The organism is Methylobacterium sp. P5_C11, assembly GCF_054049775.1.
In genome coordinates this window covers 232,513-255,724 of sequence record NZ_JBFULS010000001.1, presented here as the reverse complement: position 1 = coordinate 255,724, position 23,212 = coordinate 232,513, and the positions used below count along the sequence as shown (strand labels likewise).

General features: G+C 69.7%; 21 protein-coding genes and 1 tRNA gene. 10 read left to right on the top strand and 12 right to left on the bottom strand.

Features of this window, described 5'->3' with window-relative positions:
- Window positions 1–128 precede the first annotated feature (128 nt).
- From glmU to ACXJKQ_RS01225, 8 genes are all read right to left on the bottom strand, one after another.
- Complete coding sequence (glmU, locus tag ACXJKQ_RS01260; RefSeq protein WP_457103942.1) at window positions 129–1,508, bottom strand: bifunctional UDP-N-acetylglucosamine diphosphorylase/glucosamine-1-phosphate N-acetyltransferase GlmU; 1,380 nt, start codon at window positions 1,506–1,508, stop codon at window positions 129–131.
- Between the two features lie 73 nt (window positions 1,509–1,581).
- Window positions 1,582–3,159: an RNA polymerase factor sigma-54 gene (rpoN, locus tag ACXJKQ_RS01255; protein ID WP_457103941.1), complete on the bottom strand. Its 1,578-nt coding sequence runs from the start codon at window positions 3,157–3,159 to the stop codon at window positions 1,582–1,584.
- 318 nt (window positions 3,160–3,477) lie between these two features.
- Window positions 3,478–3,849 (bottom strand): hypothetical protein, encoded by a 372-nt coding sequence (locus ACXJKQ_RS01250; protein WP_457103940.1) that lies wholly within the window; start codon window positions 3,847–3,849, stop codon window positions 3,478–3,480.
- Between the two features lie 4 nt (window positions 3,850–3,853).
- Entirely contained in the window at window positions 3,854–4,084 is a 231-nt protein-coding gene (locus ACXJKQ_RS01245; protein WP_457103939.1) for a hypothetical protein, read from the bottom strand.
- Window positions 4,085–4,177: 93 nt separating this feature from the next.
- Window positions 4,178–5,767, bottom strand: a complete 1,590-nt coding sequence (locus ACXJKQ_RS01240) for a glucan biosynthesis protein (RefSeq protein ID WP_457103938.1) — start codon at window positions 5,765–5,767, stop codon at window positions 4,178–4,180.
- Window positions 5,768–5,857: 90 nt separating this feature from the next.
- The gene (locus tag ACXJKQ_RS01235) at window positions 5,858–6,523 is read right to left on the bottom strand and encodes an SCO family protein (protein ID WP_457103937.1); all 666 of its coding nucleotides are present in this window, start codon (window positions 6,521–6,523) and stop codon (window positions 5,858–5,860) included.
- A 148-nt stretch (window positions 6,524–6,671) separates the two neighbouring features.
- Window positions 6,672–8,258, bottom strand: coding sequence for a putative bifunctional diguanylate cyclase/phosphodiesterase (locus tag ACXJKQ_RS01230; RefSeq protein ID WP_457103936.1), 1,587 nt, complete (start codon window positions 8,256–8,258; stop codon window positions 6,672–6,674).
- Between the two features lie 202 nt (window positions 8,259–8,460).
- Entirely contained in the window at window positions 8,461–8,892 is a 432-nt protein-coding gene (locus tag ACXJKQ_RS01225) for a helix-turn-helix domain-containing protein (RefSeq protein ID WP_457103935.1), read from the bottom strand.
- A 555-nt stretch (window positions 8,893–9,447) separates the two neighbouring features.
- Between ACXJKQ_RS01225 and ACXJKQ_RS01220 the strand changes: the two genes are divergently transcribed.
- Window positions 9,448–9,594, top strand: a complete 147-nt coding sequence (locus ACXJKQ_RS01220; RefSeq protein ID WP_457103934.1) for a hypothetical protein — start codon at window positions 9,448–9,450, stop codon at window positions 9,592–9,594.
- Between the two features lie 697 nt (window positions 9,595–10,291).
- Here the strand turns inward: ACXJKQ_RS01220 and ACXJKQ_RS01215 are convergent.
- Window positions 10,292–10,369: transfer RNA gene (locus ACXJKQ_RS01215), tRNA-Pro, on the bottom strand.
- 141 nt (window positions 10,370–10,510) lie between these two features.
- On the opposite strand from ACXJKQ_RS01215, the gene ACXJKQ_RS01210 reads away from it, so the two are divergent.
- The 9 genes from ACXJKQ_RS01210 to ACXJKQ_RS01170 all read left to right on the top strand — a co-directional run bounded on the left by ACXJKQ_RS01210 (window position 10,511) and on the right by ACXJKQ_RS01170 (window position 21,037).
- Complete coding sequence (locus ACXJKQ_RS01210) at window positions 10,511–11,794, top strand: glycosyltransferase family 4 protein (protein ID WP_457103933.1); 1,284 nt, start codon at window positions 10,511–10,513, stop codon at window positions 11,792–11,794.
- 142 nt (window positions 11,795–11,936) lie between these two features.
- Window positions 11,937–12,257, top strand: coding sequence for a rhodanese-like domain-containing protein (locus ACXJKQ_RS01205; protein WP_457103932.1), 321 nt, complete (start codon window positions 11,937–11,939; stop codon window positions 12,255–12,257).
- 145 nt (window positions 12,258–12,402) lie between these two features.
- On the top strand, window positions 12,403–13,557 hold the full coding sequence (locus ACXJKQ_RS01200) for an efflux RND transporter periplasmic adaptor subunit (protein ID WP_457103931.1): 1,155 nt from the start codon (window positions 12,403–12,405) through the stop codon (window positions 13,555–13,557).
- Between the two features lie 107 nt (window positions 13,558–13,664).
- Window positions 13,665–16,862 carry an efflux RND transporter permease subunit gene (locus ACXJKQ_RS01195; protein ID WP_457103930.1) on the top strand — a complete coding sequence of 1,066 codons (3,198 nt, stop codon included), beginning with the start codon at window positions 13,665–13,667 and terminating at the stop codon, window positions 16,860–16,862.
- A gap of 100 nt (window positions 16,863–16,962) precedes the next feature.
- Window positions 16,963–17,481, top strand: a complete 519-nt coding sequence (locus ACXJKQ_RS01190) for a hypothetical protein (protein ID WP_457103929.1) — start codon at window positions 16,963–16,965, stop codon at window positions 17,479–17,481.
- Between the two features lie 75 nt (window positions 17,482–17,556).
- A complete protein-coding gene (locus ACXJKQ_RS01185) occupies window positions 17,557–18,336 on the top strand; it encodes a lysophospholipid acyltransferase family protein (RefSeq protein WP_457103928.1) in 780 nt (259 codons plus the stop codon).
- Window positions 18,337–18,468: 132 nt separating this feature from the next.
- Window positions 18,469–18,915 (top strand): hypothetical protein, encoded by a 447-nt coding sequence (locus ACXJKQ_RS01180; protein WP_457103927.1) that lies wholly within the window; start codon window positions 18,469–18,471, stop codon window positions 18,913–18,915.
- A gap of 141 nt (window positions 18,916–19,056) precedes the next feature.
- Window positions 19,057–20,163, top strand: coding sequence for a DUF2125 domain-containing protein (locus ACXJKQ_RS01175; RefSeq protein WP_457103926.1), 1,107 nt, complete (start codon window positions 19,057–19,059; stop codon window positions 20,161–20,163).
- Between the two features lie 211 nt (window positions 20,164–20,374).
- Window positions 20,375–21,037: a phosphoribosylanthranilate isomerase gene (locus tag ACXJKQ_RS01170; RefSeq protein WP_457103925.1), complete on the top strand. Its 663-nt coding sequence runs from the start codon at window positions 20,375–20,377 to the stop codon at window positions 21,035–21,037.
- 143 nt (window positions 21,038–21,180) lie between these two features.
- Here the strand turns inward: ACXJKQ_RS01170 and ACXJKQ_RS01165 are convergent, their stop codons facing one another.
- From ACXJKQ_RS01165 to sppA, 3 genes are read right to left on the bottom strand one after another with little or no spacing between them, the layout of a single operon-like run.
- On the bottom strand, window positions 21,181–21,549 hold the full coding sequence (locus ACXJKQ_RS01165; protein WP_457104066.1) for a LapA family protein: 369 nt from the start codon (window positions 21,547–21,549) through the stop codon (window positions 21,181–21,183).
- Between the two features lie 18 nt (window positions 21,550–21,567).
- Window positions 21,568–21,879 (bottom strand): integration host factor subunit beta, encoded by a 312-nt coding sequence (locus ACXJKQ_RS01160; RefSeq protein WP_457103924.1) that lies wholly within the window; start codon window positions 21,877–21,879, stop codon window positions 21,568–21,570.
- Between the two features lie 48 nt (window positions 21,880–21,927).
- Entirely contained in the window at window positions 21,928–22,890 is a 963-nt protein-coding gene (gene sppA / locus ACXJKQ_RS01155; RefSeq protein ID WP_457103923.1) for a signal peptide peptidase SppA, read from the bottom strand.
- Between the last annotated feature and the right edge of the window lie 322 nt (window positions 22,891–23,212).

The window sequence follows — 23,212 nt, the reverse complement described above, 5'->3', positions numbered from 1 at the left end:
ATCTTTGCGCGAACGGAGTGCGCGCCGGATCCGGGCCGCCCCGCTCAGCGCGGGCTCAGGCGTGACTTGTACCGGATCGCAGCGGCGCAGGACCAGCCCCGGCCGCGCTGGGCTTGCCAGCCCCGCGGTCAGGACCCTTTGGTGCGCCGCGCCTTCTCGGCCTGGAGGGCGGCGCGCTTCTCCCCCGCCCAGCCGGGCTTGACTGCCTGCCGGCCCCGCGCCACCGCCATGGCGTCCGCCGGAACGTCGTCGGTGATCACCGAACCCGAAGCCACGTAAGCGCCCGCCCCCACGGTGACGGGCGCCACCAGCGCCGAATTCGAGCCGATGAAGGCGCCCGCCCCGATCGTGGTCCGGTGCTTGAGCACGCCGTCGTAATTGCAGGTGATCGTTCCGGCGCCGATATTGGCCTTCGCACCGACCTCCGCGTCGCCGAGATAGGTGAGATGGGCGGCCTTCGCCCCGGCGCCCATCCGGGCATTCTTCAGCTCGACGAAGTTGCCGAGTTCGGCGCCGGCTTCCAGCACGGCATGGCCCCGCAGACGCACGAACGGGCCGATCCGGACGCCCGCCTCCAGGCTGGTCTCCGTCAGATGCGCGAAGGACCGCACGGTGCAGCCGTCCGCGATCCGRACACCCGGTCCGAACACCACGTTGGGTTCGACCACCACGTCGCGCCCGAGCAGGGTGTCGTGGCTGAGGAACACCGTCTCCGGGGCGATCAGGGTCGCGCCGCCGAGCATGGCGCTGCGACGGAGCCGCGCCTGGATCGCGGCTTCCGCGACGCTGAGCTGCACCCGGTCGTTGACGCCCTGCGCCTCGGCCTCGTCCACCGGCACGACCGTGACCGACAGGCCGTCCGCAACCGCGAGCGCCACGGCATCCGGCAGGTAGTACTCGCCGGCGGCGTTGGCGTTGCCGATGCGGGCGAGCAGCGAGAGGGCGTGGCGCCCGGAGAGCGCCATCAGCCCGGCATTGCACAGGGTCACGGCCCGCTCGGCCGCGCTCGCGTCCTTCTCCTCGCGGATCGCCAGGACGCGGTCGCCCTCGGTCAGCACCCGTCCGTAGCCGGCGGGCGTCGCCGTCTCGAAGGCCAGCACGGCCACCGCCGCGCCGTCGGCCAGGGGCGCCCGCAGGCGCAGGAAGGTTTCGGCCGAGACGAGGGGCGTGTCGCCGAAAGCGATCACGACGTCGTCATCCGCCTCGGCCAGGATCTCCCGGGCGGCGAGAACCGCGTGGGCGGTGCCCAGGCGCTCGGCCTGCGGGAAGACCCGGGCGCCGGGGGCCGCCTTGGCGATCTCGGCGGCGACGTCGTCGCGGCCGGGCTCGGCCACCACGGCGATGCGGCCTGCGCCCGCCGCCTGCACGGCGTCCAGGACGTGGCCGAGCATGCTGCGCCCGGCAATCCGATGGAGCACCTTCGGCAGGTCCGAGCGCATCCGCGTGCCCTTTCCGGCCGCGAGCACGATGGCGGTGAGGCTGCGCGGGGGCGTTCCGGTCGGGGTCATCGCAGGTCCAGGCATCGATCAGCGGCACGACGGATGGGCCGGACGGGCGCCCGGCGCAAGTCCGTCCCGGCCGTCAGCGCAGCGCCATCGCGGCGTGATGGCCCCCGCCATGGGCGAAGTGCTCCCGGCGGCGTTCGATCGAACTCGGGATCCGCAGCGATTCCCGGTACTTGGCCACCGTGCGACGGGCGATGTCGACGCCCTCCCCGCGCAGCTTCTGCACCAGCGCATCGTCGGAGAGCACGTCATTCGGCGTCTCGCCGTCGACGAGTTGCTTGATGCGATGGCGGACGGCTTCGGAGGAATGGGCCGCCATGCCGGCCGCGCCGGGGATCGCCGCGGTGAAGAAGTACTTCATCTCCAGCGTGCCGCGACTGGTGCCGATCGCCTTGTTGGAGGTGACGCGCGAGACGGTCGATTCGTGCATGCCGATCGCCTCGGCGACCGTCTTGAGGTTCAGCGGGCGCAGATGCGTGACGCCGTGGACGAAGAACCCGTCCTGCTGGCGGACGATCTCGGTGGCGACCTTGAGGATGGTGCGGGCACGCTGCTCCAGCGAACGCGTCAGCCAGTTGGCGTTCTGGAGCGCCTCCGACAGGAAAGCCTTGTCGCCCTCCGCGCAAGCATTGCGCGAGACCCGGGCATAGTAGCTCTGGTTGACCAGAACCCGCGGCAGGGCCTCGCTGTTCAGTTCGATCAGCCAGGAGCCGTCCGGCGCGGCGCGCACGAAGACGTCGGGGACCAGAACCTCGACCGCGCTCGATCCGAAGGCCCGGCCCGGCTTCGGGTCGAGGCGGCGGATCTCGCCCAGCATGTCGACGAGGTCTTCGTCGTCGACGCCGCACAGGCGGCGCAGGGCGGCGAAATCGCGCTTGGCCACCAAGTCCAGGCGCGCGACCAGCGCCTGCATCGCCGGGTCGAACCGGTCACGCTCGCGCAACTGGATCGCGAGACACTCGGCGAGATCGCGGGCGGCGATGCCCGGCGGATCGAAGGTCTGGACCAGCGCCAGCATCCTCGCGACGACGGCCGGATCGGCGCCGAGCCGTTCCGCTACGTCGTCGACGCTCTCGCGCAGATAGCCGGCCTCGTCGACCGCATCGATCAGGAAGCCGGCGATCAGCCGCTCGGCGGGATCGCGGGTCGCGAGGTCGAGCTGGCCCGCGAGGTGCTCGCGCAGCGAGGTCTCGGCCGTGAGGGTGGCCTCGAAATCCGGGGCCTCGGCATCGAAGCTGCCGCCGGTGCTGCCATAAGGCGGCGGCGTCAGCGAGAGCATGTCGCCGCCGCTGGCCTCCCGTGCCTGGATCGGCGCGTCGTCCGGGAAGACGTTGTCGAGCCGCGTGTCGAAATCGGTCTCGATCTCTCCCCGGCTCGGATTGAGCTCCGTGGCCAGCCACGATTCGGGTTCACCGGAGTCGAACCCGTCGGATCCCGCCTCGTCTTGAGCAGGGCTGCCTGATTCGGGTGCCTCGCCCGCCCCGGGGAGTTCCGGCTCGGCGCGTTCCAGCAGCGGATTCCGCTCCAGCTCGGCCTCGACATAGGCCGCGAGATCGAGCTGCGACAGTTGCAGGAGCTTGATCGCTTGCAGGAGCTGCGGCGTCATCACCAGGGCTTGGCCCTGACGCACTTCCAGCCGTTGCACCAAACTCATGCGAGGCCCCGATGCCCTTCCGGCGTGGTTCGCCAGCCGGAGCCACGCTGCTCACGGCATGGTTCTTGCTTGTTCCGTTAGGACTTCTCTAGCCCCAATGGGCGCGCGCGTCAAAGCGGGTCCCGCGACGCCGGTGTTGGCAACGTCCCTACCGACAGACGCGCGTGGCGAACGGGCCACAGCGCTCGGGTGCCGCCGGCAATCTGAGGGCCGTCCTTTAAGGAAGCTTTGCACGTCCGCCCGGGTTCGACGAGTTGGGTCCCGATCGACGCGCCACGCGCGCCCCGGCGTGCAGACCGCTCGTCGGCCCATTGCGGTCTACCAACCGCAATTCGGGACCGGCGGCTGGGATTTGGCCATCGCGGCCTTCTCGATCTTCACCATCGCCCCCCAGGCGTATTTCTGGGCGTAGGGCGTGACGTTGGTGAACAGGCACCCGAGCTGGAAGTGGGTTGCGCCCATCTCGCCCGCGAAGCTCATGCAGTCGAGGAAGGTCCAGGTCTTGGGGACCGGGGTCATGGAGCGCCAGCGCGGCATCGCCACGGGCGAGCAGACCTTGACCGCCCCGGTGCCGTCATCCGCGTTCAGCGCGTCTCCGGGATTCTGCGCCGCGCCGGCATCCGCGGCCATGCCGAGCAGGACAAGGGTCGCGAGGGCCGTGCGGCGCGCGAGCGAATCGTATCGGTTCATCGGGTCAGCGCATCGTCCACCACAGGGCCGCGAGGATCGCGAAGCCGATGAGATTGTAGAGGATCGCCCAGATCCAGACACCCAGGATGGCGCGGCTCGGCTGACGGGACCGCGGGGTACCGAGGCGCAGGCGGTTCCGGTCCTCGGGCGTCGGCCAGATGGCGGTCTTGGGAGCCCGGAGAAGGCGCGTGAGCGCGTCCGGAAGCTGTGGGCCGGGCGGTCCTTCACCGGTCATGACGGCCTCGGCTGCGACTGTGGATCGGCCGCGGGGGCGCGTCCCGAGCAGGCCCCGGTCGCGGCCGGTGCGATCCGAGCGCCAGCCGGTCGGTCACAGCACCGTGCCGGGTGCTTCCGGATAGTATTGGTAGGCCCAGGTCTCGGACAGGAGCCGGTCGCCCGATTTGAGCTGCAGGCGCATCTCGAGCGGTTCGGGTCCCTCGGCATAGACCTTGAAAAAGACCCGCCAGGGGCTCGGCTTGCCGTAGGGCGCCCAGGTCGCGGCGACCTCCTCGGCGCTGCCGCGCGCGAGGCTGAGCGCCACCGTGGTCTTCTCGGGGTCGAGTCCGGAAAGGGCGGCCCCTGCAAATTCCAGCACGAACTGCCGCACCAGATTGGCGCGGCCCGGGCGTCGATCCGCTTCCGGGAGCCACGCGGCCTTCGTGGCCCGCGTCGCCACGCAGCGAGCGAGATCCGTGGCGACGGGCTCCGCCACGGTCCAGCAGAGCCGGTAGGCGAAGCTGCGGTCGGATCCCGCCTTCGGCGGGTCGTCCGGGACCCAGAGGGCGACGATGTTGTCGTCGGTCTCCTGATGAGTCGGGATCTCGACCAGCTGGACGCTGCCCCGGCCCCAGTCGCCCTGCGGCTCCACCCAAATGTCGGGCCGGTTCTCCTCGAACCCGTCGTCGATATAGGAATCATACGCGCGGTCGCGCTGAAGCAGGCCGAAGCCCTTGGGCGAACGGTCCGCGAAGGCGCTGACGCTGAGGCGCGGCGGGTTGTTCAGGGGCCGCCAGATGAACTCGCCGGCGCCGGTCTGCATCAGCAGGCCGTCGGAATCGTGGACCTCGGGCCGCCAGTCGCTGGCGAGGAACCGGCTCATGCCCTCGGAGTACCAGAGCATCGAGGTCAGCGGCGCCATCCCGAACCGCTCGACGGACCGGCGCATGTAGAGCGTGCAGGCGACGTCGATCACGACGTGCGGCTTCTTCCGCGCGACGAACCGGTAGGCGCCGGTGAGGCTCGGGCCTTCCAGAAGCGCCAGCACGGTAACGGCGCCGTCCGACGACGGGGTGACGTAGAACCGCGTGAAGACCGGGAATTCCTCGCTCTTGCCCGGGCCGGGCGCGGTGTCGATCGCGATGCCCCGGGCCGAGGCGCCGTACTGCTCGCCGTCGCCGGCAGCGCGGAAGTAGGACGCACCCAGGAAGGCGAGCCAGTCGCCGTCGTCGCCCGGTTGGCCGGCGGGGACCTTCTGGAACCGGAACCCCGCGAAACCCGCCCCGTCCGGGACGTCCTTGGCCGGGTTGCCCGCCGGATAGGTGAACAGGTCGTGGCCGTAGAGCACCTCGCGGGCCTGCCCGCCCTCCAGGGCGTAGATCTTCACGGGGTGGCGGAAGAAGTTGCCGAGGTGGAAGAACGTCACCGGATACGGGCTGTCGGCGAACAGGGCGTGGCCTGGCGGGTAGCGGATCTCCTGAAGCGGTCCGTAGGTCAGGGCATCGAGGGCCGTCGAGGCCGGCGCCTCGGCCGGCGGCGCGTAGGGTCGGTCCCGCAGGGCGCGGGCGAGATCCTTCAGCCGGTCGAGATCCATGGGCTCCGGCGGCGCCAAGCGCGGCCCGGCGGAGGCGGCCCGGGCGAGTCCGGGAAACGGCGCGAGGGCGAGCAGCCCGATGGCGGTCAGGACGCGGCGCGTGATCAAGCTGGAACCCCCGGGGATGCGGCCGGGCCTCGCGACCCGCGCCGCCCTCTAGCCAGACCGGGCCGGGGACGCAATTTGCGGCGCCGCAGCTCAGCTCCGCGGTCCGCAGCTGCCGGTGCTGCCGTCGGTCGCCCAGAGATTGGCGGCGCCCCCGGGCGGACACTGGCCCGGCAGCGCCAGGGTGATCAGCTTGGCGAAGGCGCTGGCCTCATCCTCGCCGTAGCCGATCTCGCCGACCATGCGGCCGGTCCTGTCGAACAGCGCCACGGTGGCGGAATGCTCCATCGTGTAGTCGCCGTCCTTGGTCGGTACGCGCTTGTAGGCGACGTGATAGGCATCGGCCATGCGGGCGACCTGCCGGGGTGAGCCGACGAAGCCGCGGATCCGTGGATCGAACGAGGCCAGGTAGTCCCGCAGGGCGTCGGGCGTGTCCCGCTCCGGGTCGAGGGTGACGAAGACGACGTTGAGGCGGTCGGCGTCCCGGCCCATCCGGCCGAGGGCGGAGGCCAGTGTGGCGAGCGTCGTCGGGCAGACATCCGGGCAATGGGTGAAGCCGAAGAACAGGACGGCGGGCTTGCCCAGCAGGTCGGCCTGCGTGACCGGATGTCCGTCGAGATCCAACATCGCGAAGGCGCCGCCGACCCGGCGGGGGTGGCTGAACGAAGAGCCCTGCTGCAGGACGATCGCGCCGGTCCCGGTGACGACCACGGCGACGAGGGCTGCGGAGACGAGGAGGGCGAGGGGGCTCGGTGCCATGCTGTGACCTATGACGGCGCGTCGATGCGCCGAAACGAGGTCCGTGTCGACCGGCGTGATGCCGCGGCGGGGCGCCGAGAGCTCCCGCCACGACGCCGATCCGGTCTACGCTTTCCGAGGGCCGCCGAACGGTCCGGCATTCCCCGCCCTACGAGGCCCTGGCGAGATCCAGGGTTGCGGAACGCTGCGTGACGGTGTCCGCGGCCGCGAGGATGTCGTCCATCTCGCCCTTCGGCATGGCGCGACCGAACAGGTAGCCCTGGCCGAAATTGCAGCCCTGGTCGGACAGCCAGTCGAGGCTCGCGTTGGTCTCGATCCCCTCGGCCGTGGTGGATAGGCCGAGGCTCGTCCCGAGCTTGATGATGGCGTCGACCAGCTTGGCGCGCTCGTCGCTCATCGTGATCGCGTCGACATAGCTCCGGTCGATCTTCAGCTTGTCGAACTTGAGTTCGCGCAGGTGGTACAGGCTCGAATAGCCCGTGCCGAAATCGTCCAGCGCGATGCGCACGCCGAGTTCGCGCAGCGACAGCAGGGTGGCCCGGGTCGCCTCCAGATCCTGGATGAGGGCGGTCTCGGTGATCTCCACTTCGAGGCGCTGCGGCGGGAATCCGGTCTCGGTCAGGATCGCCAGGATCCGCTGGGCCAGCCACGCATCCTGGAACTGCTGGGGGGCGATGTTCACCGCGAGGATCAGATGCGGCGGCCAGGACCGGGCATCCAGGCAGGCGCGGCGGATCAGGGTGTAGCTGAGATCGGCGATCATCCCGGTCTCCTCGGCCACCGGGATGAACTCGGCGGGTTCGACCAGCCCGCGCGTCGGATGGCGCCAGCGCGCCAGCACCTCCACGCCGACGATCTCCTTCTCGGGCAGGGAGACCACCGGCTGGTAGAAGGGCTCGATCGCGCCCTGCTCGATGGCGGTGCGCAGCTCCGTCTCCATGCGGGCGCGGGCGCGCAGCTCCGCATCCATGGTGCTGCGGAAAAACCGGAAGTTGCCGCGTCCGTCCTTTTTGCCCTGGTACATCGCGAGATCGGCCGCGTGCAGGACCGCATCGGCGTCCGCGTGATCCGCCGACACGGCAGCGACGCCGACCGTCGCACCGACCTTGAGGTCGTTCTGGTTCCACGTCACCGGCTCGGCGATGCGAGCGATGACGGCCTGGGCGAGGCGCTTCAGGCCTTCGCTCTCGTAACGCAGCGGGACCAGCATGGCGAACTCGTCGCCGCCGAGCCGGGCCGCCATCCCGCCCGGCGGTACGAGCTGCTGGAGACGCTCGGACACCGCGCACAGGACGGCGTTGCCGGCCGCGTGACTGTAGAGATCGTTGACCGGCTTGAACCGGTCGAGATCGATCAGCAGCACGGAAGCGGTCGAGTCCTCGGCCGCCGATCCGTGCGCCCGCTCGACGGCGTCGATGAAGCGGCGGCGGTTGGCGAGTCCGGTCAGGCCGTCATGCCGCGCGATGGCCTCGGCCTGCGCGGCGGCAGCGTCGCGCTCGAGCATCAGCCGCCGGAGGATGATCGACTTGCGGACGCTGGCGCCGAACAGCGCCACCCCCATGCAGGCCGCCAGCATCAGAAGGTCGTTGAGGTTGTAGGCGGTGACGAAGTCCTTGACGAAGTCGAAGGTCCCGAGGGTGACCCCGACGAACCAGATCCCGACACCGATGATCAGCAGGCACAGGGTCTCGTAAAGCTCGCCGCGGCCCCACGCGGTCGACGTTTCACTCGGCATGCTCTGGACCCGGTCTGCGTTGCTCGTTTGAACCATGCTGTCTGCTAAAGTGTAGTAAATTCATCGATGAACGGGGTGGATCGTCTCCAGATTTCCGCAATGGTGTCGTGGTTTAATTTGCGCGCCTTGGTTTAATTTGAATGAATTCGAATTCTGTGGCGGCACGCGGCGGCAGTGGGATCCGGCCGCCTCACGTGCCTTGTCAGGCTTCGGCTCCCTGATCCGGAATCCGCACGGCCGAGCGCTTCTCGTGGTGGGCGGCCGCCGCCTCCACGATCGACAGGATGCCGCTGCGGGTCGTCTCGTCGGTGATGGCCGTGAACGCCACAACCAATTCCATGACCTTCGGATCGTCGAGAAAGCTCGTGGGTGCGATCCGTCCRCCGCTGCCCTCCGGCGGCCCGGCGAAAAAGGTGTCGACCGGAACCCGCAGCAGGTCGGCGATGGCCTGCAGCCGGCCTGCGCCGATGCGGTTGCGGCCCTTTTCGTACTTCTGGACCTGCTGAAAGCTCACGCCGATCGCCTGACCGAGATCGGTCTGGCTCAGGCCCTGTGCCACGCGCAGCGTCGCGATGCGGTTGCCGATCGTGCGATCGGCCTCGGTGGCGGACTTGGGCTTCGGAGGGGACGACATCGAAGGACAGCCTTGTAGGGGGCAGGAATGGTCGCCTTACCGGCAACCGCTCGGAAAGACGCAACCGCAAACTGCTTAGTGCACCAATAAGTTGCGCAAGCGCTAGTTGCGCCAGGCGCATGGCTCCGCGGTCGATTGTCCTTCCCGCCAAGCCGCAGCGTGCGAGCCCACCGGACGGGGTCCGTAGACTTCTCCTTCGGCCGTATGGCGCAGGGCTTGCCTGGTCTGCAATCGTCTCCGGACACCGGTCCTGCATTTCTCCGGGACGACGAAGACTACCGAGACGGGCGGATCCGTCCCGAAAGTGTTCGGAACCGCGACACTGGAGCCATGCCGGCACGCGGGCGCCGAACTGCTCTCGCGAAGGGATCCAGGATGGCAAGGAAGCGCGAAACCGATCCGACCGCGAAAGCCGCGGTATCTGATTTCGTCCAGAGACCATCCGTGCCAAGCCGGCAAAAACTGGCGTTTTTCAGTCGTCAGTATCTATGAAATGATGTATTCGCTCACTGCAACCAGCAGTAAGGTTGAAGTCCTTTCACAGTGCCGGCATCGATGACCGATTTCCTGACCGCCCTCCCGGAGACCGTCGATGCGGCGGACCCTGCCGAGCCGGTGACCGAGACATCGGCGCTGCGTGCGCATATCGAGCGGGTCCTGCGGAAACTGACCGCCATCACGTCGACGCGCCGAGACCGCTGAACCCCGCATCCGGGCCGGAGATCCGCCGCCAGCTCTCGCTGACGGCCAATCCCGTGATGTCGGCGCCTTCCGCCGGCGCCTCATCCAACGCGTCGGATCGGCCACCCCATGTCCCGACACGGGTCTAGACTATACCACCGATGCTGCCCTTGAGCGCGCTGAAGTCGTTGCCGGACCCGCGCCGTGCCGCGTCGCGGGCCTCGTAGAGCCCGGATCGAACCCGTCTTTAACCGGGCATTCACCATACCGCGCGAGGTATCCGCATGGAGTCGGAGCGTCGTGACCAGCCATGCTTGATGTCGTGTTCTGGTGGTGCGTCATCGTTGCGCTGACCGGATCGGTAGCCCTGTTCGGCATAGCCGTCTTTGCCGGACGCACGTCCCGTTCGCAGCCCCGGGGGATCCAGCTACCCCGCGACGAGCCCCTCGTGCTCCGGCATTTCGGCCGCGCGTAGGCCCCTCGGCGCGCAGCCCTGAGGGGGAAGCCTGCGTGCCGTACCCATCCGGGCACCGGTGCCGCCTGAACCCTGGCGATCCGCACCACCCCCGTAAGCCCTTATCGGAACAGCCGCGCGAGCGTCGCGGCAGGACCATCGTCACGACGCCGCACCATGGGCCGCTCTCGGCCACAGACATTCGGGTTCGTGGGCGAGCCCCTCCGGTCCAGAGGCTCAGTCATTGCGCTCACAACGGAATAATGGTCGGAGTGGCGGGATTCGAACCCACGACCCCTAGTCCCCCAGACTAGTGCGCTAACCGGGCTGCGCTACACTCCGACGCCGCTAGGGCTCGGCGCTCTTAGCCTCCGCGCCGCGCCCGCGCAACCCCTTCGGTGGCGGCCTCCGGCGCGGATGAGCTGGCTCTCGCGGGCCATGATCGCTACGGGGAGCCCCCGCCCAGTCGATTGCCAGAGGATCATGTCGGAACGACCGATCGCCTTCGATCTCACCCGCCTCGTCACGCGTCTGCGCCACGCGAGCCCGTCGGGGATCGACCGCGTCGATCTCGCCTACGCCCGCGCCTATCTCGGCCGGTCGGATACGGGCGTCGGCGTCGTCGCGACGGCGTTCGGACCGCGCATCCTCAACCGTGAACGGGCTCTGGCGATCGTCGAAGCCGTGGCGGCCGGCTGGGTCGAGGATCGGGAGGCCGCATCGGACCCGGTCTATCTCCGGCTGGCGACCCTCTGCGGAGATCCGGCCGCCGCGCCGCCCGCACCGGTTTCGTCTGCGTCGGCGCGGTCCGCGGACCGACGCCGGATCCAGATGCGGAAAGCCGCCGAGATCGCGGTCCGCGGCCGGCCGGTCGCCGCCCTGCCCAGGGACGCGCTCTACCTGCATACCTCGCATCTGCGCCTCGACGACCCGCGCCGGTTCGACTGGCTATACACGCGGCCGGACGTGCGCGCGGCCTTCTTCGTCCACGACATCATCCCGATCACCCACCCGGAATACGGCCGGTCCGGTGAGGCCGACCGCCACCGGGCGCGCCTGCGCACCATCGGGCGGCACGCCGCCGCGATCCTGGTGAATTCCGCCGATACCGGTCGGCTCACCCTGGCGCATCTCGCCGCTGAAGGGTTCGGGCGGCCGCCGCTGGCGGTGGGGCACCTCGGAGTCGAGCCCGCCTTCGGGCCGAACGGGCCGCGGTTCCGGCCGGACCGGCCGACCTTTTTGGTCTGCGGCACCATCGAGTCGCGCAAGAACCACCTGCTGCTGTTCCAGATCTGGCGGCTCCTGGCCGAGCGCCATGGTGCCGCCGCTCCGCGGCTCATCGTGGTCGGCCGCCGGGGCTGGGAGGCCGAGAGCGCGATCGATATGCTGGAGCGCTGCCCCGGTGTGCGGGACCACGTCGTCGAGGCCTCGGGGCTGTCCACGCATGGGCTCGCCGCCCTGATGCGCAGCTGCACCGCCTTGCTGATGCCGTCCTTCACCGAAGGCTACGGGATTCCCGTGGTCGAAGCGGCTGCCTCCGGGCTGCCGGTGATCGCCTCCGACATCCCCGTCCACCGGGAGATCGCCGAGACCTTCGCGTCGTTCCGCGATCCGCTGGACGGTCCGGGTTGGATCGCGGCGATCGAGGCGCTCGCACGCCCCGACGGGAGCGCGCACGCCGAACTGGCCGGACGCTTGGTCGGATACCGGCCGCCCGACTGGGAGACGCATTTTGCCGCCGTGAACCCGGTTCTCACGGCGCTCTGAGGTGTCGGCGCGGCCTCGACCGGGCCGGAGGTCGGCCGCTGCGCGCGGACGGGCTCAAGTTGCGCCGCCGGGGCCTGACGAATAAGGAAAAGCGTCAGTCAGCCAGGCTGAGCCCCAAACGGGTTGAACGGAGATCCTGCCGATGCGGGTGGTCGACCTCGATCGCGAGACAGTCAAGCGCGGGCTCAGCGATGGTTCGATGCTGGTCATCGACGTGCGGGAATCGCATGAATACGAGGCCGGGCACATCCCGGGCGCCGTCTCGCATCCGCTGTCCGATTTCGATCCGCAGGCCGTGGCGGCCCTCTTGGCCGAGGATGGCCGGCGTCCGGTCTTCTCGTGCGCCTCGGGCGTGCGGTCGGTCCACGCGCTGATGGCCGCGCAGAATGCCGGGCTCGAGATCACGGAGCACTACAAGGGCGGCTTCAAGGACTGGTACGGCGCCGGCGAAACCATCGCCTGACCCGTCGTTTCAATTTGGCTCACGAGGCCGTGATGTGCGCTCGCGCACAAGCTGCGGCGGGGTACGCGGGTTACGGCCCACTCGCGGCGGAACAATCGTCAAGCTCGGCGCGACCGGACGGTCGGCCAACGGACAGCAGGACCCGATGCGCAGCCGGCTTCCCAGCCTTCTCACCGTCTTGTCAGGCCTGATCGCGGGGCTCGCCGCAGGCCCCCTCGCGACGCCGGCCCGCGCGCAGGCGCCCGGCGGCCCGCCGCCCAAGGTCACCGTGGCCAAGCCCGTGGTGCGTGAGATCGTCGAACAGGATCAGTATACCGGCCGCTTCGACGCGATTGATTATGTCGAGGTCCGCGCCCGCGTCACCGGATACCTCGAGAAGATCAACTTCACCGACGGCCAGACCGTGAAGAAGGGCGACGTGTTGTTCGTCATCGACCGGCGCCCCTACAAGGCGGCCCTCGAGCAGGCCCAGGCGGCGCTGACCTCCGCGAAGGCGCGCCAGTCCTTCTCGCAGACGGATCTCGAGCGCGCCCAGACCCTGTCCCGGAGCGGCAACATCTCCGAGCAGGTCACCGACCAGCGCCGGCAGGCTTCGCAGACCGCCCAGGCCGACGTCGACAGCGCCCAGGCCGCCCTTAACAACGCCCAGCTGAATTACGACTTCAGTGAGGTGAAGGCGCCGATCAACGGTCGGATCAGCCGGCGGCTCGTCACCGAGGGGAACATCGTCAGCGCCGATCAGACGATGCTAACGACGATCGTCTCGTTGGATCCGATCTATTTCAGCTACACGGTCGATGAGAAGGCGTTTCTGAAATACCAGAGCAGCCTCGGCATCGGCATGGGCCAGACCCAGCAGGGCAAGGGCGTGCCGATCCTGATCGCCCTGTCCGGCGAGCCGAAGCCGACCCGCAAGGGCACCCTCGACTTCGTCGACAACCGGGTCGACAACGCCACCGGCACGATCCTGCTCCGCGCCACGGTCCCGAACGGCGACCTGTTCATCAAGCCGGGCCTGTTCGGCATCGTCTCGATGCCGGCGACCAAGCCGTTTCAGGGCATCCTGATCCCCGACGAGGCGGTCGCCGCCAATCAGGACAAGCGCATCGTCTACCTGGTCGGCCCCGACAACGTCATCCAGCAGAAGGACGTGGTGCTGGGTCCGAAGGTCGACGGCTACCGGGTGATCCAGTCCGGGCTGAAGGGCGACGAGACGGTGGTGGTCAACGGTCTCTCGCGGGTCCGGCCCGGCGCCAAGGTGACCCCCGAGACCATCGAGTTGCCTCCGAGCAAGACGTGAGCCCGGGCGGCTCACCGCAACCGCGTTCGAGCGCGCCCTGCAGCGCCCCCCGCACCGACGACGCAGGGCCCCGTCCGGGAGACCGGCGGGCCTCAGAGGTTTGACCGATGCGTTTCGCCCATTTCTTCGTCGATAGGCCGATCTTCGCGTCCGTCACGTCGATCGTGTTCCTGATCCTCGGCTTCGTGGCCTACGAGAGCCTGCCGGTCTCGCAATATCCCGAGATCGTGCCGCCGACCGTGACCGTGCGCGCCTCCTATCCGGGCGCCAATGCCGAGACCGTGGCCGCCACGATCGCGACGCCGATCGAGCAGGAGGTCAACGGCGTCGACAACATGCTGTACATGACGTCGTTGTCGACCAACGACGGCAACATGCTGCTGACCGTGACCTTCAAGGTCGGCACCAACCTCGATATCGCCAACGTGCTGGTGCAGAACCGGCTGTCGGTGGCGCAGCCGCGCCTGCCGCCGGACGTGCGCAACCTCGGCGTGACCGTGCGCAAGGCCTCGCCCGACCTGATGCTGGTCGTGCACCTGCTCTCGCCGAACAAGACCTACGACCAGAACTATCTCGCCAACTACATCTACCTGAACATCCGCGACGAGCTGCTGCGCCTCGACGGCGTCGGCGACATCACGATCTTCGGCGGCAACGAGTATGCCGAGCGGATCTGGGTCGATCCCAACAAGCTCGCCGCCTACGGTCTCTCCGTCACCGACGTCACCACCGCGCTGCAGGAGCAGAACGTGCAGGTGGCGGCCGGCCAGCTGAACGGACCGCCCGCGGCCAAGAGCGAGGCGTTCCAGCTCGTCGTGCAGTCGCAGGCGCGCTTCAAGACGCCGGAGCAATTCGCCGAGGTGATCATCAAGGCCCAGGACGGGCGCCTCGTCCGGGTGAAGGACATCGCCCGCGTCGAGATGGGCCAGAAGGACTACACGACGAACTCCTACCTCAACGACACGCCCGCGGTGGGAATCGGCGCGTTCCAGCGCCCGGGCACCAACGCCCTCGACGCAGCCGCGTCGGTCAAGAAGGTGATGGAGGTCGTCAAGAAGAACTTCCCGCCGGACGTCGAGTACCGCATCGCCTACAACCCGACGGAGTTCATCGAGGAATCCATCCACGAGGTCTACAAGACCCTGTTCGAGGCGGTCGGCCTCGTCGTCATCGTGGTGCTGGTCTTCCTGCAGAGCTGGCGGACCGCGCTGATCCCGGTGATAGCGATTCCCGTCTCGCTGATCGGCACCTTCGCGGCGATGGCGGCCTTCGGCTTCTCGCTCAACAACCTGACCCTGTTCGGGCTCGTGCTCGCCATCGGAATCGTGGTCGACGACGCGATCGTGGTGGTGGAAAACGTCGAGCGCAACATGGCCGAGGGCCTGTCCCCGGGCGACGCCGCCCACAAGACCATGGACGAGGTCGGCGGCGCGGTCATCGCCATCGCGCTGGTGCTCGCCGCGGTGTTCGTGCCCACCGCGTTCATCCCGGGCATCTCGGGCCAGTTCTACAAGCAGTTCGCGCTGACCATCGCGGCCTCGACGCTGATCTCGGCCTTCAACTCGCTGACCCTGTCGCCCGCGCTCTGCAAGCTGCTGCTGGTGCCGCATCACGCCCGCAAGGAGCCGAAGTTCTTTCTGACCCGGTTCGTGAACTGGCTGGCCAACGGCTTCAACCGCGCCTTCGACGCGACGTCGAACGCCTACGGCCGGACGATCCGCGTCCTGACCGGCGGCATCGTCGGCCTCGGCGTGATGCTGCTGGTCTATGCCGCGGTGATCGCCGGCACCCTGCACCTCGCGCAGACGACGCCCACGGGCTTCATCCCGGACCAAGACCAGGGCTACCTGATCGGCGTGGTCCAGCTGCCCTCCGGCGCCTCCCTCGACCGCACGACGGACGTGATCCTGCGCGCCGCCAAGCAGGCCCGGACGGTCGACGGCGTCGCCAACGCGGTGATCATCGCCGGCTTCGACGGCGCGACCTTCACCAACACGACGAATGCCGGCGTGATGTTCCTGACCCTCAAGGGCGCCAAGGAGCGCGCGGTGACCGGCCGGAGCGCGGCCGTGATCACAGGCGACGTGCTCAAGGCGACCTCCGACATCCAGGAGGCCCGGGTCATCGTGATCCCGCCGCCGCCCGTCCGCGGCCTCGGCAGCGGCGGCGGCTTCAAGATGCAGATCGAGAGCCGCCAATCGTCGGATATCGGCCCGCTGATGGCCGCGGCCGGCGAAGTGCTGGGTCAGGCCAATCAGAGTTCGGACGTGCAGCGGGTCTTCACGACCTTCGACAACTCGACGCCGCAGCTCTTCCTCGACATCGACCGCACCATCGCGCGGATGCTGAACGTGCCGCTGGCCAACGTGTTCTCGTCGGTCCAGGCGGATCTCGGCGGCACCTACGTGAACGACTTCAACACCCTCGGCCGCATCTACCAGGTGCGCCTGCAGGGCGATGCGGCGTTCCGCACGTCGATCCAGGACATCTCGCAGATCAAGGTGCGATCCTCCACGGGCGCGCTGGTGCCGATGGGGACGCTCGCCTCGGTGCGGGACGTGACCGGTCCGCAGATCGTCCAGCGCTTCAACCTGTACTACTCGGTGCCGGTGCAGGGCGTGGCCAAGCCCGGCGTCTCCACCGGTCAGGCGCTGACCGCCATGGAGGAGATCGCCAAGAAGGCCCTGCCCGACGGCTATTCCTACGACTGGACTGAGATCGCCTACCAGCAGAAGGCCGCGAGCGGGACGGCCGGCGCCGTCTTCGCGCTGGGCGTGCTGCTGGTCTTCCTGGTCCTGGCCGCGCAGTACGAGTCCTGGGCGCTGCCGCTGGCGATCCTGCTGGTGGTGCCCACCGGCGTGCTCGCCGCCCTCGCGGGCGTGCAGTTCCGCGGGCAGGACAACAACATCCTCACCCAGATCGGCCTGATCGTGCTCATCGGCCTCGCGGCCAAGAACGCGATCCTGATCGTCGAGTTCGCCCACGACATCGAGCAGCGGGAGCATCGCGGCCCGGTCGAGGCGGCGGTGGAAGCCTGCCGTCTCCGCCTGCGCCCGATCCTGATGACCGCCTTCGCGTTCATCCTCGGCACCCTGCCGCTGGTCATCGCGACCGGTCCCGGCGCCGAGATGCGCCAGGCCCTCGGCACCGCGGTGTTCTTCGGGATGATCGGTGCGACCTTCTTCGGCCTGTTCCTGACGCCGGTCTTCTACGTGGTGATCCGCCACTTCTCGCTCTGGCTCGGCCGGTTCCGGAAGACGCACACGCACGGCGATCCCGGCGACGCCGCCCCCGCCCACGGCTGACCCGCCGCGGGGCCGCATCATGGAAGCCGCATCCGGTCCGTGGGGATCGGGTGCGGCTTTCGCGCGACGAACCGGGGCGCCCGGTGTAGAGGCTTGCGGAATGCATGCCCTCGGCCGCCTGATCCTCGGGGCCTTCGCCCTCCTTCTCGCCGTCCCGACGGGGTTTGCCGTCCTCGTTCTGGCCCTGTTCGTCGATCCGGCCGCGCAGGCGTGGCTGACCGGCGGGGCGCTCGCCGGCCTCGACATGGCCCTGTCCGACCTGTCGGCCGGCCTGCCCCCCGAGGGCCTCGCCCTGTTCATCGTCGGCCTCGCGAAGGCCCTCTTCGTTCTGCTGTTCGTCCCCCCGGCCCTGATCGGTCTCAGCGGCGAGATCCTCGGCCGGCGCGGCCTTCTGTGGTACGGCGCCGGCGGCGGCCTTCTGACCGCCGCTCTCCCCTGGCTGACCCGTGGCGCGGTCCGGTCGGCAGGGGGCGCACGCGATCCCGGCCTCCTCGCCGCCGAGGCGCGCCTGACGCTGATCCTCTTCGTCGTCGGCGCCAGTGCCGGCTTGGTCTATTGGCTCGTTGCCGGGCGTGGCGCCGGGCTGGCCCGGGACGGCCGCATCGCCGCGGACGCCTGATCGACCCCCGCGACGTCGCCCTTGGCCGCGGGCGGGCGGGCGCGCTACAGGGAGGCCGCCACGTCACGGTTTCCGATGATCGCCCTTCGCTCCCTCACCTTCAACGTCTGCTTCTACGCGACCACGGCCATCCTGGCGGTCGCCGGCCTGCCCATGCTGATCTCCGGTCGGTCGGTGCTGCGGCTGGCCCGGATCTGGGGACGGATCACCCTGTGGCTGCTGCGCGTCGTCGCGGGGACGCGGGTCGAGTTCCACGGCCTCGAGAACATCCCGCCGGGGCCGCTGCTCGTGGCCGCCAAGCACCAGTCAGCCCTGGAGACCCTGGCCCTGTGCACCGTGCTGCCGGACTTCGCCTACATCCTGAAGCGGGAATTGCTGCTGATCCCGCTGATCGGTTGGTACCTCTCGCGCAGTGGCATGGTGGCGATCGACCGGTCCAAGGGCACCCGGGCCATGAGCCTGATGAACGGCGCCGCGGCCGAGGCGATCCGGCAGGGGCGCCAGCTCATCATCTTCCCCGAGGGGACCCGCCGCCCGGTCGGCGCGCCCCCCGCCTACAAGCAGGGCCTGTCCCACCTGTACACGGCGCTGAATGTTCCCTGCCTGCCCGTGGCCCTCAACACCGGCCTGTTCTGGTCCCGCAACAGCCTCGTGCGCAGGCCCGGCACGGCGGTCATCGCGTTCCTGCCGCCGATCCCCCCGGGGCTGACGCGGCAGGCGTTCCAGACCCTGGCGCAGGAGCGCCTCGAGACGGCCTCCAACGCCCTCGTCGACAGGGGCCTTGAAGGGCTCGCCGCCGTAGGACAGGCCGTCCCGGAAGCCGAGACTTCGGCGGCTGCAGAACCTCGCCGCTGATCGGTCGGTCGATGCCCCGGAAAGCCGCGATGCCGGCCGCTCCGGCTTGTGGATAACGGGCGCAATTCCCACATCCTCCCTCAGGAACGTCGTGCTTGACGGCTGTGGATATCGCGCGCTAGGTTGGAACAAATGGCGAACAAAAGAGCCCTGTCCTGGTCGGCCGCGCTCCGCGACCTGAAGGACGATCGCACGCGGAGACAGGATGTGCGTGAAGAACGTCTCAAGACGACGGCAGGCCTGCGCGGTTCCCCCGCGCTTCCGCTCTCGGCCTGGCGCGGCCGCTCTGGCCGGCGCTACGTGGTGGGCGTCCATCCGGCCGGTGGCTTCGACCTCGACGAGATGGCCGAGGCGGTGGTGATCGCCGTGCGCCGGGACGGCGCGGGCATCGCCGAGATGGTCTCGGTCGCCAGTTCCCGCGAGAGCCCCCGCGATCATCTGCGGCGGACCTGGCTCGACCGGGTGCGCCGTCGGGGCGCCACCGAGATGCACGTTCATCGTCTCGCCGAGAACGAGGCCGAGCGGGTGGCGATCGTCGAGGACCTGCAGGTCGACCGCGTCGAGCCGGCGCAGGTCTGATCGAGAAATCCGCACCGGATCGTCGCGCGCCTTTTCGCGCGGCGTCGACGGAGCGCGGCGCTGCCCCAGTTTCGCCCCTTGCGTGGCCTCATGCCGGGGGGCGCGATGGTCCCAAGGGACCCGGGACGGGGAGCGGAGTGCATGGTGCAGGATCGGACGCGGCCGGAAGCGGCCGCCCAGGCTCGACCGGCAGGCGTGGCGCGGCGCTCACGCCTCGGTCTGTTCCTGCCCTACATTCTGCTCGCCGTCGTGGTGGTCGGATGGTCGGCCGGCTGGTTCTGGATCCGGGGACGCGCGGCCGGTGAGATCGACGGCTGGATCGCCCGCGAGGCGGCGGCGGGTCGTACCTGGACCTGTGCGGACCGTTCCCTCGGCGGTTTCCCGTTCCGCATCGAGCTGCGGTGCAGCGCCGTGACCCTGGAGCGTGCCGACGGGCGGTTCCGGCTCGGGCCGAGCACCGCCGTGGCGCAGATCTACCAGCCCCGCCTCGTGGTTTTCGAGAGCGCCGGACCCTTCCATGTCGAGCAGGGCGCGCTGACCGGGGACGCGACCTGGAGCGGGCTCCAGGGCAGCTTCCACGGGGCCGCCGAGGGCTTTACCCGGGCCTCACTGGTGGTCGACACGCCCAACATCACCGTCAAGGGCGCCGAACCGGGGCCGATTGCGGTTGCCGGCCGGCACATGGAGCTGCATGCCCGCCCGACACCGGGCCGCTACGAATCCGACGGTGCCGTCGACATGAGCCTGCGCCTGAACCAGGCGGCCGTGCCGCAGCTCGACGCCCTCACCGGTACGCCCGACCCGGCCGATCTCGTCCTGGACGCCACCCTCACGCAGGCCGCCGTGCTGCGGACCGGAACTGTGGCCCGCGAGCTGGAGCGCTGGCGTCAGGCCGGCGGCACCCTGGATCTCGCGGCCCTGTCGCTCGCCAAGGGCGCACAGCGGGTCCAGGCCAAGGGGACGCTGGTTCTCGACGCCCTGCATCGTCCGGCGGGTCAGATCGATCTGCGGGCCGCCGGGATCGATGCGCTGGTGGGCGGCATCGTGGGCCAGCGCTTCGGCTCCGACAGGGGCGCGCTGGTGGGACAGTTGGTCGGCGGCCTCCTCGGCCTGAGCCGTCGCCCGGATGCGGAGACGCCGGGCGATGCCGCGCCCTTGAAGGCGCTGCCGCCCCTGCGCCTCGTCGACGGGAAGGTCGTCTTCAGCGGCTTTCCAATCCCGAACGTCTCGGTGCCGGCGCTGTACTAGACCCGCCGTCGATCGCGCTGCGGCGCTGTCCAGACCGATGTCCGACGTGCGGGCGATCCTGCGCCGGCCACTTCCCTGAGGCAGCGTCACGGCGCCGTGGGGCATGGTGCACAATCGGGATCGTCATGGCCGCCGCCGCCGGCCGGCGCCGGGGTGTGCAAGACCGCCACGGGGGCCTGATCCGCACGGCACCATCCGCTATAGGAGGCGCATGGCCTCGACGACCGTCCCCCCGACCCGCATCAAGATCTGCGGGCTCAGCACCGAACCGACCCTAACCGCCGCGCTGGAGGCCGGGGTCGACTGGATCGGGCTGGTGCATTTTCCCCGCAGCCCGCGCCACGTCGCGCTCGCGCGGGCCGCTGTGTTGTCGGCCCGCGCCCGCGGGCGCGCCGAGCGCGTGGTCCTGCTCGTCGATCCCGACGACGCCTTGGTCGCAGCCGTCCTGGAGGCGGTGGATCCGGATCTCATCCAGCTGCACGGGCGCGAGAGCCCGGTGCGCGTCGCGGCCATCCGCGCGCTCACCGGCCGGCCGGTCATGAAGGCGCTCGGCCTCGCCGCCCGCGAGGATCTCGCGATCCTGCCGGCCTACACCGCCGTGGCCGATCGAATCCTCCTGGACGCCAAGGCGCCGCCGGACGCGGTCCTGCCGGGCGGCAACGGTCGCGCGTTCGACTGGGGGATCCTGGCCGGATGCGATCTTCCTCCCGGCACGATGCTCTCGGGCGGCCTCGACGCGGTCAACGTCGCGGAGGCGGTCACCCGCACCGGAATCACCGCTGTCGACGTCTCATCGGGGGTCGAGTCGGCGCCCGGGGTCAAGGACCCGGACAGGATCGCGGCCTTCGTGGCGGCCGCGCGAGGAGCGCGATAGGCCCGCAGGCCTATGCCGCCCGTTCCGCCTCGTCCTGGAGATCGTGACCGGACACCCCGGTCCTGGCGCCACCGGTGCGCGCCGCCATCCTCGGTCGGGACCGCCTCTGGCCGAGCACCGGCGTCGCAGGACCGGCTGTCGCGTCAGCGCGGCGCCGGCAGGGCCGTCCGGCCCGAGTTCGGAACCGTGTAGGCGCTCGGCACCTCGGTCTCCGGTGCGTAGGCCCGCAGCCGGGTCGCCTCGCGCTCGTAGCGGACCGCCTCGCGGCGATGATAACGCGCCCGGGCGCGGGTCTTGCCTTGGCCAAGCCACGTGAAGATGCCGCCGACCACGATGCCGAGCGCCACGGCGCCGAACAGGATCGCGTAGAGCGGCAGATCAACGCTGAAGACCGGGGCGTCCACGTTGAACGGATCGAAGGACAGCCGCACCGGCGCGCGGTTGGCCACCGCCAGCAGGATCACCAAGGCCGCGATCGGCAGCAGCACGAGGCTCTTCAGGAAACGGATCATCGCGCTCACAGGTCCTTCCTACTCGGCGGCCGAGGCACTCTCGCCGATGCCGGCGGCGTTGAGGCGCTGGCGCATCTCCTTGCCGGTCTTGAACACGGGGATCGCCTTCTCGGACACGGCAACGGCGGCACCCGTGCGCGGGTTGCGTCCCCGGCGCGCGTCCCGGCGTTTCACCGAGAAGGCGCCGAAGCCGCGCAGCTCCACCCGGTCGCCACGGGCCAGCGCGTCGGAAATGGTGTCGAGGATCGCGTTGACCAGGATCTCCACGTCGCGCTGGTAGAGATGCGGGTTCTGCTCGGCGATCTTGATGACGAGCTCCGACTTGATCATGGCGTCTGGTCTTCTCGCGGGATCGGGGCGGGCTGCGCGGCGGCGCGTTCAGGGTTCCGGACGCCAGAGGGCAAGCATCCCGCCTCGGGCGGCCTGCGCTTCCGCGCCGACGGTCCGGAGCCGCGCCGCGAGGCCGTCGAGGCCCAGCAGATCGGCGCCGATGCCGGCAGCCGACCACAGGGAGAAATTGCTCTGCGACGACGGCTTCCAGTCCTTGACCGGCAGGTCCTTCGGCACGCTGCGGGCGCTCTCGAGCCAAGCCACGGCCTGTCGCTCGCTGCCGAGTTCGTCCACGAGCTTCAGCGGCACGCTCTGGCGACCGCTGAACACACGCCCGTCCGAGACCGTGTTGAGCTGGCCGGCATCCATGCCGCGCCGTTCGGCCACGAGGTTCTTGAACCACGCGTAGGTATCGCCGACGACGGCGGCCAGCGCCGCCCGCGCCTCCGGTGAGGTCGGCGTGAAGCCCGACGGCTCGGCCTTGAGCGGCGACGACTTCACCGACTCCACCTTGACCCCGACCTTGTCGAGCAGGCCCGAGAAGTCGGGATACTGGAACAGCACGCCGATGGACCCGACGAGGCTGGTCTCGCGCGCGACGATGTGGTCGGCTGCGATGGCGGTGATGTAGGCGCCGGAGGCGGCGGTGCCGTCCACGAAGGCGACGATCGGCTTCTTGGCGGCGAGCGCCCGCAGGTTGCGGAAGATCTCCTCCGATCCGGTGGTCGTGCCGCCGGGCGAATTGATCGAGACGATCACGCCCTTCACGGCGTCAGCGTCGCCGACCCGCTGCATCAGCTTGGCGGTGGCCTCGCTTCCGGCGATGAAGCCCGAGACGGAAATCCGGGCGATCTGCGGCTGCACGGCGAAACCGCCCTCCCCGCCCGCGCGGACCCGGTAGCCGACGGCGCCGACCGCCACGATCAGGCCGCCGATCCCCAGGACGCGCCAGAGGGACAACCTGCGGCGCAGGCGCCGCCGGTCGATCAGCAGTTCGGCGTCGGCTGCCATGCTGTGCCTTCCCCTGAAGCCCCCGGTCCGCCCCTCTGACGGGGTGCGGGCGCAACGTCCCGCGCCGGGCAAGTCCTTGGTTTCCTTCGGCTCGCCCGGTTCGAGCCGCGCGAGGCCGGTGTTCTAGAGCATTTACCGCGGGCGTGGATACGGCCTGCGTGAAGAAAATGACCGGCTGGCCCGTCGCTGTCGCGGCGGGGGGGGGAGAGCGCCCCGCCGACGCGACAGCGGCAACCTTGAATTGTCCGATCCCAAAAGAAAACCCGCGCCGGACCGAGGTCCTGCGCGGGTCTCTGAGCCGTGGATCCGCCGCCCGGACGGG